The 16,453-nt window shown below is 41.5% G+C and carries 18 protein-coding genes; 2 read left to right on the plus strand and 16 right to left on the minus strand.

Going from position 1 to position 16,453, the window contains the following annotated elements:
* Positions 1 to 28 precede the first annotated feature (28 nt).
* Entirely contained in the window at positions 29 to 1,630 is a 1,602-nt protein-coding gene (locus DESRU_RS18915; RefSeq protein ID WP_013843700.1) for a hypothetical protein, read from the minus strand.
* Between the two features lie 214 nt (positions 1,631 to 1,844).
* Between DESRU_RS18915 and DESRU_RS18920 the strand changes: the two genes are divergently transcribed.
* Positions 1,845 to 2,876, plus strand: coding sequence for a hypothetical protein (locus DESRU_RS18920; RefSeq protein WP_013843701.1), 1,032 nt, complete (start codon positions 1,845 to 1,847; stop codon positions 2,874 to 2,876).
* 231 nt (positions 2,877 to 3,107) lie between these two features.
* Here the strand turns inward: DESRU_RS18920 and DESRU_RS18925 are convergent, their stop codons facing one another.
* The gene (locus DESRU_RS18925) at positions 3,108 to 3,947 is read right to left on the minus strand and encodes a hypothetical protein (protein WP_013843702.1); all 840 of its coding nucleotides are present in this window, start codon (positions 3,945 to 3,947) and stop codon (positions 3,108 to 3,110) included.
* Positions 3,948 to 4,228: 281 nt separating this feature from the next.
* Here DESRU_RS18925 and DESRU_RS18930 point away from each other — a divergent pair, with 281 nt between their 5' ends.
* Entirely contained in the window at positions 4,229 to 5,440 is a 1,212-nt protein-coding gene (locus tag DESRU_RS18930; RefSeq protein ID WP_187290592.1) for a two-component regulator propeller domain-containing protein, read from the plus strand.
* Positions 5,441 to 5,472: 32 nt separating this feature from the next.
* Here DESRU_RS18930 and xerA read toward each other — a convergent pair whose 3' ends face one another.
* From xerA to DESRU_RS18995, 14 genes are all read right to left on the minus strand, one after another.
* On the minus strand, positions 5,473 to 6,441 hold the full coding sequence (gene xerA / locus DESRU_RS18935) for a site-specific tyrosine recombinase/integron integrase (protein WP_013843704.1): 969 nt from the start codon (positions 6,439 to 6,441) through the stop codon (positions 5,473 to 5,475).
* A 186-nt stretch (positions 6,442 to 6,627) separates the two neighbouring features.
* Positions 6,628 to 7,350: a glycosyltransferase family 2 protein gene (locus tag DESRU_RS18940; protein WP_013843706.1), complete on the minus strand. Its 723-nt coding sequence runs from the start codon at positions 7,348 to 7,350 to the stop codon at positions 6,628 to 6,630.
* Positions 7,351 to 7,426: 76 nt separating this feature from the next.
* The gene (locus tag DESRU_RS18945) at positions 7,427 to 7,756 is read right to left on the minus strand and encodes a DMT family transporter (RefSeq protein ID WP_013843707.1); all 330 of its coding nucleotides are present in this window, start codon (positions 7,754 to 7,756) and stop codon (positions 7,427 to 7,429) included.
* A 44-nt stretch (positions 7,757 to 7,800) separates the two neighbouring features.
* Entirely contained in the window at positions 7,801 to 9,273 is a 1,473-nt protein-coding gene (locus tag DESRU_RS18950; RefSeq protein WP_143758824.1) for a hypothetical protein, read from the minus strand.
* Positions 9,274 to 9,390: 117 nt separating this feature from the next.
* Positions 9,391 to 9,801 (minus strand): TadE/TadG family type IV pilus assembly protein, encoded by a 411-nt coding sequence (locus DESRU_RS18955; RefSeq protein WP_238446329.1) that lies wholly within the window; start codon positions 9,799 to 9,801, stop codon positions 9,391 to 9,393.
* Complete coding sequence (locus DESRU_RS20065) at positions 9,792 to 10,292, minus strand: A24 family peptidase (protein ID WP_013843710.1); 501 nt, start codon at positions 10,290 to 10,292, stop codon at positions 9,792 to 9,794. The genes DESRU_RS18955 and DESRU_RS20065 overlap by 10 nt, the downstream gene beginning before the upstream one ends.
* A gap of 14 nt (positions 10,293 to 10,306) precedes the next feature.
* Entirely contained in the window at positions 10,307 to 10,498 is a 192-nt protein-coding gene (locus DESRU_RS18965; RefSeq protein WP_013843711.1) for a hypothetical protein, read from the minus strand.
* A 39-nt stretch (positions 10,499 to 10,537) separates the two neighbouring features.
* Positions 10,538 to 10,684 (minus strand): hypothetical protein, encoded by a 147-nt coding sequence (locus DESRU_RS21045; protein WP_013843712.1) that lies wholly within the window; start codon positions 10,682 to 10,684, stop codon positions 10,538 to 10,540.
* A 21-nt stretch (positions 10,685 to 10,705) separates the two neighbouring features.
* Positions 10,706 to 11,578, minus strand: a complete 873-nt coding sequence (locus DESRU_RS18970; protein ID WP_013843713.1) for a type II secretion system F family protein — start codon at positions 11,576 to 11,578, stop codon at positions 10,706 to 10,708.
* A gap of 15 nt (positions 11,579 to 11,593) precedes the next feature.
* Positions 11,594 to 12,517, minus strand: a complete 924-nt coding sequence (locus DESRU_RS18975; protein ID WP_013843714.1) for a type II secretion system F family protein — start codon at positions 12,515 to 12,517, stop codon at positions 11,594 to 11,596.
* Complete coding sequence (locus DESRU_RS18980) at positions 12,517 to 13,887, minus strand: TadA family conjugal transfer-associated ATPase (RefSeq protein ID WP_013843715.1); 1,371 nt, start codon at positions 13,885 to 13,887, stop codon at positions 12,517 to 12,519. Before DESRU_RS18980 ends, DESRU_RS18975 begins: the two co-directional genes overlap by 1 nt.
* Positions 13,888 to 15,156 carry a CpaE/TadZ family protein gene (locus DESRU_RS18985; protein ID WP_013843716.1) on the minus strand — a complete coding sequence of 423 codons (1,269 nt, stop codon included), beginning with the start codon at positions 15,154 to 15,156 and terminating at the stop codon, positions 13,888 to 13,890.
* A gap of 1 nt (position 15,157) precedes the next feature.
* Complete coding sequence (gene cpaB, locus DESRU_RS18990; RefSeq protein WP_013843717.1) at positions 15,158 to 15,919, minus strand: Flp pilus assembly protein CpaB; 762 nt, start codon at positions 15,917 to 15,919, stop codon at positions 15,158 to 15,160.
* Between the two features lie 4 nt (positions 15,920 to 15,923).
* A complete protein-coding gene (locus tag DESRU_RS18995) occupies positions 15,924 to 16,373 on the minus strand; it encodes a hypothetical protein (RefSeq protein ID WP_013843718.1) in 450 nt (149 codons plus the stop codon).
* Positions 16,374 to 16,453: the final 80 nt, after the last annotated feature.

A 16,453-nucleotide genomic window follows, 5' to 3' on the forward strand; every position in this document is an offset into this window, starting at 1 on the left:
CCCCAGTCTTTACGACTGGGGTAGAAATTTAAAACTTCCTGATTACAATGGTTTTACTCCCAACGTTGCCGGCAGCATCCTGAACACTTACAGTGATTGAATTATTTCCGGAGCTATATACCGGTAAAGTTATTCGTCCGTCATCGGGTAATGTACTATAGGAACCACCATTGATGCTATAAGTGTACGGTCCGGGGCGGTTATCCGTAACCGTTACAATGGCTTGAATACTGCTTCCGGATGTCGCTCTGGCTCCTGAAACCGTTTGTATCTCTACCGTTGGTGGCATGGTATCACTGTTTTGGATATTGGTTACGGACACCTGAAGGTTATTTAGTTTCGTTTCAAGGGAGGGAAGCTGCGTGTTACGAATATATGTTGCATCCTGAGAGGCCTGATTAGCCTTGTCATAACTTTGGTGCGCCCAACTGGCCGCTGAGGTCCCTGCATCCACTGTCTGATTGACGGCGGTCTGCGCCCTGGAGGCTGCGGTGTCCGCTGAGGCCTTAGCACCTTGGGCGGCCGTTACAGCCGCCCCGGTATTCGCAGCCGCGGCATCAGCACTGACTTTAGCTGCATCAGCAGACTTTTTAGCAGCTTCAATTAGTTTGGATGAAAACCCATCCGTATCTGTGAGCCATGCTCCTTCTATATAAGCAGCCGCCTGTTTCCCGTTTATGGCCCAGACTATACCGGAACTATCAACCGTAAAATCGGATATTCCAAATGGTGCTGGCATAGTTATTTTCCAAATGCCTTCATCATAATATGCTAGTTTAGTACCATCAGTATTTGAAATACCCCAAATTTTGCCGCCGGGTCCAAGTTCGATGTTTGCATAAGTTTTTACAGGATTAGCAGAACGGTCATCCTTTGAAAAGTTCTTTATGGTCCAGACTCCGTTTTTATAAAGAGCCCACCCATATCCATAACTATAATCTGCAAATGCCATGATCGAACCATCTTCCGTTGTTGTAAGCCCCCCTATCATATTTCCATTTGGGAAAGGAGGATCACAACGAACCCAACTAGAGCCATTCCAATAGGCTACCTTATTATAGTCTCCTTGACCACTTCCGCAAACCCAAGGTCTACCATCATGGTCTATGGTTAAACATGGTCCAGACAAATAAAATGGGGCTTTTACAGGCAGATTTGTAAATCCTTCACCGTTAAAATATGCTACCGTTGGAGTATTTTTAACATCTCTGCTGGGATACCCCCATGTCCATACGGTACCATCATTAGCTTTTACAAAATAACGATAACCATAGTCACTTACAGTTTTCCCTCCCGCAGTCATTTGGAAGTATCCCGTAGAATATTCATTATCGTTGGTCCTCACACCTGAAAACCAAAGCCGCCCCATATCGTCAATAAATATATCAAATTTATTTTCATATGCTGAACCATAGGGACCCGATAGGCTTGTATTTCCGGAAACCCAACTGGAGCCATTCCAGTAATAATTTGGGTTTCCGGTTTCTCTAATCGCCCAAATGATTCCATCTTTTGAGGTAACTTTTAACATTTCATTTGGTATCGTTCCAAAGGAAGTCGCAAAGGCTACTCCCGGCAAAAGGCCAGCTATTAGGAGGACAATTAACATATTTATTAATCTCTTCTTCATTGATTACACCTACTTTCCTTAATTTGATTATTTCCTCTTCTAAATCAATGATTAAAGGTCCATAATCATCACATCCTTTATAAATTCAAAACCCCTCTCGCTATGAACAGTGAGAGGGGTTTTTATTATAAAAATAAAAATGAAAGGTTGTGATAACAATGTTGTATTAATTTTAATCAGGTTTTTTAAAACAAATAAAGAAGGAGGCTATATTTTGAAGAATCAAAAGTTAAATATCAAAATATTTCAATTGATACTTATGTGCTTTATCTTTATAGCTTTTTTAAAATGTAATGTCTCTGAGGCAGCATTAAGCTATAAAACAGATAACCAAACAGGAAATATGGGACTATTTTATAGTTCAGAGTCATCTACTTATAGTGGTAATGTTATTGGCATAGGAAGTACCAATGGGGTGCTTTCAATTAGAGAAATAACCTTCAGGGTAAAACGAGTAGGTAGTTACTCCAGTTCAGTATTTTCGATGTATGCAGTTCGGGAAGCAGGCAGTAACTCAAGTAGACCATATTCTCCACGACCAACGGATGATGTTAATTATCAGGTATTACAGACATCCTTTTCTGATACAGCATGGCATCAATATACTGTGACGGTTCCGGATAATGGATATGACCAGATAGTGCTGTTAGATGACGAAAAATACTATAGTAACAGTACCCGGTTTCAAGTTGAAATACAAAATGTAAAATACTATGACTATAGTAATACTTATACGGTAACTGCTAACTACAATATGGATACAAAAAAAATTGATTTTTATTTGGTTTCCAATGAAAATTTACCTTCTTTAGATATTTATATTAGTGGCCAAAGCAGCAAATATATTGAACGTACTTTTACTGCGGGTACCACTTTAATTTATAGTGACGCAAGTATAACCACGGATAAATATTACAACTATACAACAAGGTACGGCTTTGAAGCAATGACATGGTGGGGGACATGGCTATACGCAGGGACTAATCCCGGACCGTCCTTTACAATTTACACTTATTCTGATGCCTACTATGCGAAAGAGGCTGCGGAAGAAGCAAGAGATGCAGCCAACTCAGCCGTTACAGCCGCCCAGGGAGCCAAAGCCTCAGCCGATGCCGCAGCCTCCAGGGCACAGACCGCCGTTAATCAGACGATTGATGCCGGAACCTCGGCGGCCAGTTGGGCGCACCAAAGTTATGACAAGGCTAATCAGGCCTCTCAGGATGCAACATATATTCGTATTCCGTAGTAATATAGCCATATTTAAGCCTTTATAGGGCGATTTATCTCCTAATAAATAACATATTAATGAAAAATTTTTTAAATCTGTTATTATAAGTAATTAATTTTTGTGATAGAAAATAAATTTTGTCTTAAATTGATTTTAGAATGGAATAGCTGATAATAGAAAAATCCTTATATTACAAGGGCTCTGGCTTGTTCTTTAATTTTTTAAAGGCTTGTTTTATAACGCAAATTACTACGGAATACGAATATATCCTGCCAGGTTCCCTACACTTTCGGAGGCCCCACCGTAGGTACCGGTGTACCAGGAATACCCTGCTGCTTTATCAGCACTTATTTTGGCCTGCTCGGCGTAGGTGATAGATAAATCCGGTAATGTAGTTACTGAGTATTCTTGAGAGAAATATTGTCTTCCACTTTTTGCATTGATTCTGATTCTATAGTAGTAGTTTGTATTGGCTGATAAACCAACATCAGAAAATAAGTTTAGGTTTTGTGTTGTAACTAAATCGACAAAAGAGGAGCTGCTTGTTCTTCTTTGAATGGTATAACTAGTATCCTGGGGGTTGTCCATGGTATCTATTTTAAGCGTCACCGTGTCAACTCCAACTGTTAGAGGAAGAATTCCACCTCCACCTGCTTTGGGTATAGCCGGATCGGTGTACATCTCAAAATATTGTATTTCCGAATGATCAACGCTTCTACTCTGAGTCGGTGTTATTACACTCCAGGCTCTTATATATAGTTGATATCGAGTATCAGGTATTAAACCGCCAAATGTTCCAATAGTGCAGGTTTTTTCTCCAACGGTTTTTAACTCATCGACTTTAAAAGTGGTTGTGGCTGTATCGGGGAATTTATAAGTAGCGTCTAGCCCAAAATTACTCTTTACCCCTTTAATAAGAATAGAGTTGGCTTCAGGAATATATACAACCTTTAATGTTACTGGATAATTTACATGGTTGCCAATCCACGTAAATTGGCCTGAGTCATACTGAGCAGCAAAAGCATTTTGAGTAAAGGTCATTGAAGTAACTATTAGGGTAATTAGAAAAATAAGCTTTTTATAAATCATTTTCCTTACCTCCTTTGAAAACCTTAATTTAATCCAATTTCCTAATCCGGATTTATTGTTCGCTATAACTGCATCATTATAGGCAAAACCTCCTTTCATTATGTTATATATAAATAAACCCTCTCGCTACACAGTGAGAGGGTTATTTATCAAATTTATTAAAGGATGTGGTAGGTATGGCCTTTTAGTTCGGATCGAAGCAAGGTAAATAATTATTGAAAGTAGGTGTATTCATGAGAATAGTTATAAGGTGGTTTTTACTCATTTTGATACTGCAGACAATGGAACCTTCGGCTCATGCAGCTTCCTTTGGAACATTGCCAGGCAATAAATTCTCCCGAATAACTTCAAGTAATGGATTGATATGGATCACTAAGAATTTTGGAACAACGAACTACTATTGGAATGGTTCTGCTTGGATAGCCGGTAATTCCACCATATCTGGCACCTATCCCTATAATAAAACGCCAAACGATGCTGTTTATGATATTTTCATTGATAACCAAGGTCGTTTATGGTTTTCCGGTTTGTATGATTCTGATGATAATAGACATACAACGGGTTATTTCCAAATGAATTCAACAGGAAAAGTCATAAGTAACTTTGGCTATGAATATTTTTTCAAAGCGAAAGATGGTACTGTATGGACTTTTGGTTATCCAGAGGGAGATTATTATCGTTATCCAACCGTTGGGTATTTTACCGGTGAAGGATTTACGCATTTACCAGTGTATGCTCCTTTTAATATACATTGTTTTACTGTAGATCATACTGGGAAACCCTGGATTGGAAGCGACAATAATGAGGTAGCCTATTGGAATGGCTCCAGTTGGGTTCGTTGTGATCCTCCTATCCCGGGGCGGTGTAATATATGGACTTTAGCTACCACGAGTGATGGTTCAATCATAGCAGTAGCCTCAGATGATTACGCTTCTGGATGGGCTATTTATAAAAGTGGTACTTGGACCCTCATGGAAAGTGCATCTGATTCCTCTAGTGCAAGACCCATTAGTAGCTTAAAAGTAGAAAACGGTCCAGACGGTAAAATATGGGGAGTAACCACCGCGGGGGGATTATCCTATTATGAAGATGGAATATGGAAAAAAACAATTCCATCACCAATTGGAATAGCCGATTTTACAGTGGACAGTACTGGCATTGTATGGGTGGTAAGCGATACTAAAGTCGCTGCTTACATTGAAGGGGCTTGGTATACAGATACCGATAGTTTTTCAGCCAAATTGATTGAGGCAGCCAAAAAAGCTGCCGATAAAGCAGCCTTAGAAGCGCAGGAAGCTAATGAAAGTGCTACGAGTGGTAAAAACATTCTCGAAAATGGATATAACAACAATGGTAAGTCTCTGAGCGCTACTTACGATAAGGCCAATAATGCCCAGAACAATTCCTGGTACACCGGGACCTACGGCGGAACAGCAGAATCCGTAGGTAACGTGGCCGGATATATTCGTATTCCGCAATATCATGGCTCATAATTAGGAAACGGGTTAAAACTTAACCCAAAACCTTAACGAAAAGTCTTTAGATAAGCCTCCTTTCGGCGGTGAATGTTAACTTGTGCGTAGATCTGAGTGGTACTAGGTGATGAATGTCCCAATATCCCCTGCACATCTTCTAATCTGGCTCCGTGATTAATCATTGTAGTGGCCATGGTATGACGCATTACATGAGGATGTACATTTTTAACAAAATTTACTCGCTTAACTATTTTCTTAAACACTGATTGAATTGATCTAGGAGATAATCTTTTAATGGGGCTCTTTTCCGTAACAAACAAGGCATCTTCTTGGTCTTGTCGGCTAGATAAATATTTTTTTAATGCGAAAACGGCCCTGGAATTAATGAATACAGGTCGCTCCTTATTGCCCTTTCCAATGACGACAATCGTTCTTTCTTGCCAGTTTATATCCGTTATGTTCATGTTATGGATTTCTTTTAACCTGCCACCAGTGGCATAAAATACTTCGACGATGGCCTTTTCCCTAAGAGATTTACAACCTTCTCTTAATATCTCTAATTCATCTAATGAAAGTGCTTTAGGCAATCTTTTAGGAAGCTTTGGTGTTTTGATTTTTCTTGTTGGATCGATTAAGATATATTCTTCTGTGATTAAGTAATTATAAAATGATTTTAATACGCTTATATAATATCGCATGGTAGACAGCTTAATTCCTTCATGGGCATTTAGCCATTCTCTTATATTGTTTGATGTCACACTCGCTACATCTTTCTGAATATAAATGCCAAAATCAATTAGAACGCCTTTATATTTCTTTAGAGTTTCTCCCGAAAGACCTTCCGTTTTTTTAATTAGAATAAAATCATCAAGTAATTTCATAAAATAGGGAGATGAACCTTTGGGGATTTTTTTGATTTCATATTGATTTAGTAATTCATGCAGATCATTTTTTAAAATTTCTGTATCCTTTGTTCCCTCTAATATTTGGATAATTTTTAAAGTAAGTTCATCTAGCAATTTTTATCCCGCCTTATCCTTTATTTTCCCCCCATTATTATATAAGACAAGGCTGAATCTTTTTTTGATGATTTACTTCTTTTTAGTAAATTTATAATCATTCAAGATCTTATTTAACTCGATTTTTAATTCACTTTGTGTTTTTCCCTTTAAAGAGATGATCTTCATTACTAGATTTTTCATGTTTTATCCCTCAAATACAAAAGTTTTTGTTTTCTTCCTGTTCTTTTTACAGGGAAAAGCTAACAGGAATAGATACCTGGGTACCAAACTGAAATATCTCATTTTACTTTCTCCCGCTGTCCGGTTTACTAGATTCAAGGGTATTTCTGCAAATCTTACCTGTACTAATTGCTGAAGTATTTTTAGCTGCACCTCAAACCCCGAACCAATTTCCCCAAGGTCCTGTACAGCCCCCCTACGATAGGCCCTTAATCCGGAGGTACAGTCCTTTACCCTTATATCTAAAGAATTTCGTATAAGCCAGTTCCCAAGCCGTGAGATAATCATTCGCCAACGAGGAACTCCTTTCATGCCTCCTCCCTGAATGTATCGGGAACCGATAACGACATCCGCTCCCATCTTGATCTCCTCTATCATTTTGGGAATTAAACTGGGGGGCTGTGAAAGGTCTGCATCCAGTGTAACAACCACATCTCCTTTAGCATGACTAAATCCAGTCTTTAATCCTGCGCCAAGGCCTTGGTTTACAGGGTGCGTGACTACGGCCAGATTGTTATACTCTTGTTGTAATCGTAAAAGGATCTCCCCTGTACGGTCACTGCTGCCATCATTTACAATAAGCATATCGAAACTTAATAACCCGCCTAACTGATCCATTACGGTCCTTACAAATTTTTCAATTACTGCTTCTTCGTTATAAGCCGGTGCTAAAACCGTTACCTTCATTCATAACACCCCCAAAGTAGTCCTTATAAAATGAAAAACCAGGCTACACATAGTAACCTGGGTATCTCTCCTTCTTTTACTTCCCCAGCAGCCACACACCGCCACCAATCAATGCAACACCTACCCACTGATGAACGGTTAGCCATTGGCCACTTAATATTCCCGCCCCTAGGGCGACTAACATATAAGTGATTCCAGCAACCGGTACCGCCTGGGCGACAGGCTTGGATGCCAGGAAAGGTAACCATGCTAGCATGCTTAAAAAATAACAGGTTACCCCTGCAATAACGGCTGGATGTAGTAACGCCCATAACCCTGAGCCAGCCCTGGATACACCTTCTTTAACCAGCAAATGGCCACCGGCCCCTAGAACCAGGGAAAGTGCAAGGCTAATGGTTATATTCATCAAAAACACCTCCATAAAAAGAAAAGCCCGGAATGATCAGAACATTAAAACCATTCCTTATTCACTTTCCACAGGATGACCTCCTGGCCATTAAAAACCGGTGTCCAAAGTTTCTGAACCAGAGTACTATCTTTCATTGTATCTTTATTTAAAACAATCCAAGTTATCTTGTTATTCTTTAGCACTTCCTCCATTTGCGCTTTCCCAAGGCGTCCTATTAAAAAGTCTTCTGATATCTGTTTCTTTTCCTTAAAGTTTTGTGTCTCGCAGAGATGTCCCACATATGGCCGGCTTTTTGTAAATGCAGGAACCATATTGCCATACCAATATTCAGACAAAACAACGCGATCGGCCCCATCCGCTTCAATGATTTTAAATACCTGTTGATATTCCGGAGAAATATAGCTACATCCGGAAATGGTGGTTGGAGTATATGAAATAAGCGCCTCTGAATATACGGCTATGCTCTGCCAAATGCAAACAATCATTACTAGGACCGGTCCTGCTAATTGACACAGTTTACTTGTACTTTTTTTAAAAAAGCAAATTCCTTTTTCAATCCAAGGGGCTGCAAAAATTCCTATGGGAACTGAAAAGAAAAAAGCATATTCTCGTTTATTCGGCAATGGTGCCGTATAGGATAACAACATTGCCACAACCATCCAGGCAGCCCACAAATACATATTCTTTTTTCGATCTCCGGATGTAACCCATTTTACAAAACCATACCAACCGGCAATACCCGTTAACCCATAGCCTAAGATGTAATAATTCCAAAAAGGCAGTACTGTAAGGCGGGTTTGGTTTCTCCATATTTTTAACCACTCTACTTCCTTTATGGCTTGGGAAAGAGGAATTAAGATGGGTAAAGAACCCAGGGAAGCGAACGAGCAAGACATTAAAGCCTGTTTATAGTCCTTCCGGAAGACCGAGCTTATTAATATCACCGGACAAAATAGTCCTAAAAGAAATGGATGGACCAGGGAAATTATTATCCCCCCGGTCAGCGCCATCCAGGACCTGGCAGAGAGATAAGAATCCAACAGTAATAAAACCCCTAAAAACTCAAGACAATAATGAGGATAGCAGATATATGCTAACCAAACCCTGCCTTGCAGAAAAAGGTCTGTATTCCCTGAGTTAAAGCCGGTATTAAACACATCATCCAGGACGCTTAAGTATCCGCCAGAAGCAAAAACTGTCAATATCAAAGCAATGAATGGATTTACAGGAACATGTTTTCTTAAAAATTTATATAGATATACGAAAGAAAAAGCAGCCAAGAAACTTCGTACCAAATGATACATCCATGGAAGCTTAATCCCTATCCAGCCCGCCAGATGACCGAGAAAGAGGTAGAAGTGATAGATTGGGGCCGGTTGTGTAATTTCCCCGGTAAACCGGTTATTATAACTCCAATGACCCTCTGATCCCCATTTCATTTTGGCGATAAAGGTTTCATAATCACATCCGCCGGCCACAAAACCGGTTGCAATATAACCTTCCGGTGTAAGCAAGACCTGTATTATAAACGGGGCCATTAATACAAAAAATGCGGCCCCAAAGAGAAACAGAGACTTTCGAATAAACCTCACCCCCTTATTAAAAATACCTCCCCGACCGGGGAGGTATTTTTATGGTTTTTCCAATTTGAACACTTGGCTGCTCTCTAATAAAAAATGATTTCCCCAAGCACTGCCGCCAATTAGTTGAGGCAGCAGCGGGAAAAGGGCCGGTTGATTATACTTTACAGTAACCGTAACATAATTGGTGTCCCTAACCACCGTCACGCTTTGTTTATTGGCAACATTCAGTTTACCATCCGTTAATACTTCATCCACCTTTGTCTCAGCACTTCCTAAATTAAGGGCCTCATAGCGCGCCCCTTCCCTTGCCGCATCCACTACCACAATTTTGGCCCAAAGGGCTAAAATAACAATCATACTGCCCGCGGTTAAAAATGTGATTAGTGGTAGAACAACGGCTAATTCCGCTGTAATGGAACCTCTTCGGCACTTTAAGAAATTAATCGGGTTCACCTCCATAAAAGGAAACCAATGGTACTCAGCGCGACATAAACGGCAAATGGCTGCCCCTTCCCGTACATTGGTATCTCTTCTTTGCTAAAATCCTGAATGCTGGTCTTGGCGTAGAGATAGGCGCCATGACTTACGGTAAAGGTCATTAAATCTTTTAGTTTACCTTGTTTTGCTAAAACAATTATGGAGCAAATTCCATTAATTAATGCTGATAATATGGCAATTATGATGATGCTTTGGAAACCCAGAAAGGCTCCTACAGCGATCATTAATTTAGCATCCCCGGCCCCGACACCACAAAACAAATATACCGGATATGAAAGTATAAATCCGGCAGCGATTCCTGCTAAGGAAAAGAGGAGGCCGGGGCCGGCCAAAGTGTTAATGACCACCCCCAGAAAAATCAACCCAAAAGTTAACCAGTTAGGAACGATGCGGTCTTTGAGGTCCGTATAGCTCCCAATCAAAAGCCCGGCTAATAGCACACTAACAGTCATGGTTCTGATACCACCTAGTAGGAGAAGCCGCTGGCTGCATCCAGCTTAGCACCACCTGCCGAGGAAGTACTTTTTACCTTGCCTGCGAAGTACATCCCCAGGCCAACTGCTGCTATCGCCCCCAATACAAGAAGTCCCGCATACTCAGGAGTAGAACCTTTTTCCTCTTTCAAAAACTCTTTAACCATTCCAAATAGCCTTTTCACTTTAAATTCCTCCGTTTCTTTTTATAAACCGGCAACCGGCTAAAGTTTTGAGCCAATTGCCTGAAAAACTGCTTTGATTTTTGGAGCAAAATAGGTCATGGCACCAACGCCTATTGCTAACCCCAGTACTAATAGGCCGGTGTATTCGGGAGCCACTGCTTTATTTTCTAAAATAAATGACTTCATCAACTTCCCTCCTTTCATTGTCTAAAATGCCAACAGTTTCCCAATTCCTATCAATGGGGGGCCCAAGACTACAATTAATAATGCGGGCAAGATGAAGAAAAAAAGAGGCGCAAGCATTTTAATCGTCGCTGCCTGGGCCATTTTCAACGCATTTGTTTTATAATTTTGTCTGATCCGGTTAACCTGATCCTTTAAGACCTTTGCCATGGATACACCGGTTTTTTCAGCTTGATTAATGGCATCAATTAATAATGTGACGTCTTCTACATCCAATCGTTCTGCCAAGGCCATAAAGGCTTGAGCCCTTCTCCGGTTTAATGCGATTTCACTAAATGCAATTTGAAATTCTTCCGCCAACACGCCAGGGATCTGTCTTGTCACCTTATCAATGGAATTATTCAGTTCCAATCCGGCTTCAATTCCGTTTGCCACCAGATCAATAAAATCTTGCACTTCATTTTGTGCTCTTTTTTGCCGGGCAATGATTCTGCGCTTAATTAAAATGGGCGGCAGAAGATAGAAAAATGCACCCGCGCAGCCAGCAAAAATGAACATCCCCTGCACATCCGGAAACATGAGGATGCACATTAGAACGACTACCATAAGAGTTGAAGCCCATCGAAGAAGATAGATATCTTCCGGATTGTATTTTGATAAGTTCGCCCTTTGAAGGCTCACCCTCATGCCCTCCAGGACGGTTTCAGAAGGTAAAAGTGGTTGAATGATTTTTAGAATTAACTTTTTAATATTTTTAGAATGGGTCGGTTTCTGATTTTCCGTTTGTATATATTCCTCCAAACGTTTTCGGGCTTCTCTTTGTTTACTAATTAAATAACCAAAGAAAAAAACGGGAATTGCACCACAGAAGATACCAATTTGAATATATACGTTCAATATTTATACACCCCCTTACTTCACCGCTTTTGTTTCACCCATTTTCTTAATGGTAAACCAACCTAAAAACACAAAAACCACGGATAGTATCAATAGAAAATTACCTAACGGCGTTTTTATCATGGGGTCTAGGTAGTCCGGTGAAATGATTCTTAGCCCCGCGAGAACACCGAAGGGCATTAGTCCGGCTACGGTTGATCCCAAACGCGCCTGGGTCGTATAGGCTTTTAAGTTGTTCCGGGTATCAATACGATCTTCAATGGTGGTGGCAATCTTTTCAAATCTTTCCGCCAGGTTACCGCCTAGCTGCTTGTGAATTCGAGCTGTCATACAAACCATTTTAAATTCTGTTACCGGTATCCTTTCTTGAGCCTTTTCCAAAGCTTCTGCTGCTGAAATACCTAAATCAAGATCATACTTTATAAGTTTCAATTCTTCCCTGATTTCTGGTTTTACCCTATCTATTGATGCCGCAATGGCCTGTGATAAGGTGGCCCCCGATCGAATACTGTTCGACCACATTATTAAGGCTCCAAGAAGTTGTTTGGACAGGATTTCACCCCTTTTTCTTATCTTGTCCTGCAGAATACTAAAGGGCAAATACAGCCCAATAAGAATACCGACCCAACCGATATATGGCGTTGAAAATAGGGTGGTCACTATTAAAAAGGTGAGTACAGAGGAAATAAACATCCCCAAAAATATCTCTAGTTCTCCAACATTTAGCCCTGCCTGCCTTGAGGTTAAAACCAGCTTTTTTATAAAGCTATTGTTGGTTGGGGCCAGCCTAAACCTTTTTAAATTCTCCTGAACAGCTTCCTTTTCCAGGTTCACAATTTCCTCAAGTATGGTTCTTTTACTTTTTAGGGTATTAAGAATATAGGCTCCATAGGCTATAACCGTTAAAAAGCACAACAAACCGAAGTAGATATGCTCCATTAAATCGCCTCCTCCATCCAAGAAGGAACCGGTATATTTGCTTTTTCCAATACCGGTATGAACCTGCTTCTCCCTGGCGCAGGAACTAAAGCGTCTACTCTGCCGCTATAGCTCAATAAATCCTGAGTAATAATCTTATCGCCCTCAATTCCTAGTATGGCTACAAGCTGCGTGATCTTCCTTCTGCCGTCCCTAAACCGGTCCTGTTGAATGATTAAGTTTACTGCGGACGCGATTTGCTCCCGTATTGCCCGAACGGGCAGGTCCATGCCGGACATTAATACCATTGTCTCCAGACGGGCCAGCATATCCCGGGGAGAATTGGCGTGCCCGGTAGTAAGGGAACCGTCATGGCCCGTATTCATTGCTTGCAGCATATCCAATGCTTCGCCTGAGCGAACCTCCCCAACGACAATACGATCCGGTCTCATACGTAAAGCGTTGCGGACTTCATCCCGAATGGTGATGGCGCCTTTTCCTTCCATGTTTGGGGGTCTGGTTTCCAATCGAACAACATGAGGCTGTTTTAACTGTAATTCTGCCGCATCCTCAATGGTTATGATCCGCTCATCTGAAGGGATAAAAGAAGATAAAGCGTTCAGAGTGGTGGTCTTGCCGCTGCCTGTACCGCCGGATACCACAATATTCAATCTGCCTCTGACACAGGATTCCATGAACTCTGCATCCCGTTCCGTGAAAGCCTTATATAAATGAATTAAATGTTCTATATCCACCGCTTTTTTGAATTTCCGAATGGTTAAGCAAGGACCGTCCAAAGCTAAAGGAGGAATAATTGCATTTACCCTGGACCCATCCGGGAGGCGGGCATCCATCATCGGCATGCTTTCATCCGCCCGCCGTCCGATGGGAGCTCCAATCTTTTCAATTATGGAGTATACGGTTTCCTCATCCGGCGGCACAACATCCGCCTCATACACCCTCCCATCTTTTTCATAGTAAACAACCATGATTTTTTCCGTTAGGCTCACTCTGCGACCCAGTACCATTACTTCTGAAATCTCCGGATCATCCAGCAGTTTTGTAATAACGCCAAATCCCAGTATTTCGTCTTGAATTTCTTCAGCTAATGATTCCAAGGCGGGACGTAATAAGGAGGGAAATTTCTCTCCCTCCTGCATCACTGCGTCACGAATCATCGACGTTAATTTTTCTCTTATAACCGGGTTATGTTTATTAGCTACAAGGTTTTTATCAAATCCTTGAATAACCTGATTCACTTTCGATCTTAAGATCTGTGTGTCTTTTTGTCCTAGATGCTGTTCGCTGACCAGCGTACCGCCGCCCTCTTTAATCTTCCTGTTTAAATAACCAAAACTCGGGGTAACAATGATACCCTTGGCATCCTGCATTTAAATAATTCCCTCCTTACGGCGTCTAAAAAAGTTGAGAAGGCTAAATCTTTCACTGGCAACCTGAAGGTTGGGCGCAATTGTATTGCATAAAATATTAACCGCCCGGGCAAAATTCTTAGCCCGCCGGCTTAGGATAGGGGGATTCCCTTTGTTGGTTTCCACCTGAACCCCTTCGTCATAAGGAATGATGCCTGCCAATTCCAACTCTAATGTGGCAGCCATATGGTTGGCCTCCAGGGGCTTACTCTTTGGCATTTTCGTTACGAGAAGTTTAAACTTGAAGCGTTCAAAATGAATCATATCCAGACGTTTAATAACCTTCTTCGTATTGGCCACAGTGGCTGCATCCGGGGGACAAAGCACATAAATCCGGGTGGCATTTTCCATGGTAATGACGGTTGGGGCAATTAAAAGGGGGGCCGTATCAACAATCACCACATCAAACCGTCTGGTTAAGATGGACAGAATTTTTATAGCCACTTCCTCGGTAATTAATTCGCCTTCTTCATGATTAAGAGGTGCCGGGAGAATTTTTAAGCCGCTAGGATGATCCACCAGGCATTTGCTGAGATCCTCATTATGCCCTTTGATCCAATCCACCATGGTAGTTACAGGCGCCACTTTAAGCCGGGTAGACACATTCCCGGAAAACACATCGAAATCCACAATAACCACACTTTGCCCTTTTTTTATCAGCCCAACCCCGGTGTTAATGGACATCGTCGTCTTGCTCACCCCACCGTCCACTCCGAAAAAGCAGATTAATTCTCTGTTCACCACAATGGCAGGGGGTTTTTGACTTTGCGGATGGTATGCGGCTGTTTGCTGTCTCGGTGGTAGGTTTTTTGTTAGAACGTTCTCTGCCACATGATGATTTTCGTTGTTATGGGAATCTCTTGTAAGCTGACCTCTTAAAGGCCTTCTGCTTCTTCCACCGGCATTTTGAGGTATATGTCCCTGAATTTTTATAGACAGTTCATTCTGAACATTTTCCTTGGCCCACACCCCTTTGCAGCCTATTTCCGTCGTTTTTTTCCATACATTGATATCGGTTATATTGGGAGACATGATGTATGTCTCCGTATTTTGACCGACAAAATGGCGGGCCAGTCCTTCCCATTCCGGGAGTTCTGTTGATATTACGGCCAAATTAAATACTCCTGCCCCGATTGCTTCCTTAGAGGTGGTTACTTTTACAAAATCCTCTCTACCGGTATTGAACCGTTGTAGATACTCATTATTGGGATCACAAAGTAAAATCCGCACTTTATGGGATCACCTCCGTATTTTCGGTACTCAAATTATTGGGGTTATTGGGGGAGGAAAGTAAATATTTATTCACAAAGGATTCCGGCGTTGTAGGCGTCGTTTTTGCTGCGTTAATATCTGGCTGATAGGGGTTGACAATTAGTTTTATCTGTCCGGCAGTTTCCGCAAAGGCGGCGTCCTGGGCCTGTTGTGGGGTTAGAGCAAGTGAAACACCGGATGGATTAGCAGGATCACCGATAATGGATATTACCGGTATGCAGATACCGATAATTTGACTTACGGGCTGCTGGATGCCGCCAATCGGTAATTTCATGCTTCCAATTACATCGACCCGGTCCCCCGGGACAATCATTCCATTCAATGAATTGATTGCATCAACCCTTACCGGCGTACCCCTTAACCTGGGATCTTTAAACTCGGATATTTTTGTTGTAACTAAACTTCCCGGTCCCTCTATGGCAAAAAACGCACTACTTACCGGAAATCCTTCCGGAATCGAAGTCTTAGCAACTTTTCCAATAACGGCCTGGGGGTTGGCAAACATGCCCTTTTTGACAGTAATTTCTGGCCGGTTTTCTACCGTCAGCATCTCCTGGGTGATGGGAGTATAGGGCGGTATTTCTGTTTTAGCCACAACTACCGGAAGTGCATTGGTGTATTTCTTCATGGTCTGTACTCCCAAGAAACCCGCTGACAGAGCAGCTAAAATGGTTAAGATCAACAGGTACGTACTTGTACTCTGCTTTTTAAATAGGTTCAAAGGTTCAAACTCCTTTCGAAAAAACAATGAGGTCCCATTTTTCAGGGGATTGACGCCCCGGATCTTTCAGGCTGCAATTTGGAAACATTTTTTTGAATACTTTTTTATGCTTTTGGGCTGTGTACAAGTTGCAGGCGGCTTGCGTTAAAACGACTTTCTGGTATCTGGTACCGCCAAGAATCTCCAGGGTTTTTCTCAACCAGAGGCGATTAAAGGTGTTTAAAGTGATGATCGGGTTTAAACCGAAATCGTTCAAAAGCATTCTCCGCTTGATTAGCATGAGATCCTGTTCTAAGTCTCTCTCAAACCGTTCTCTGGCTTCGTGACAATCAAGTTTGTAGGATACTTTGGTGTTCAGATGCAGTTCCAAGATCCTGCCTTTGGGTATGCGAATATGCTTTTTTTTAGCTAACCGACTGAAAAGCCAATACTCACAGGGCAATAGATAGGTCACTTTTAATCCGGTCTTCTTAGACTTTCTCTTATGGTAAATGGCCCATAATATAACGGTTATAAGGTAAATGCCTAAGAACA

It is taken from the genome of Desulforamulus ruminis DSM 2154 (assembly GCF_000215085.1).
Lineage (GTDB): Bacteria > Bacillota > Desulfotomaculia > Desulfotomaculales > Desulfotomaculaceae > Desulfotomaculum > Desulfotomaculum ruminis.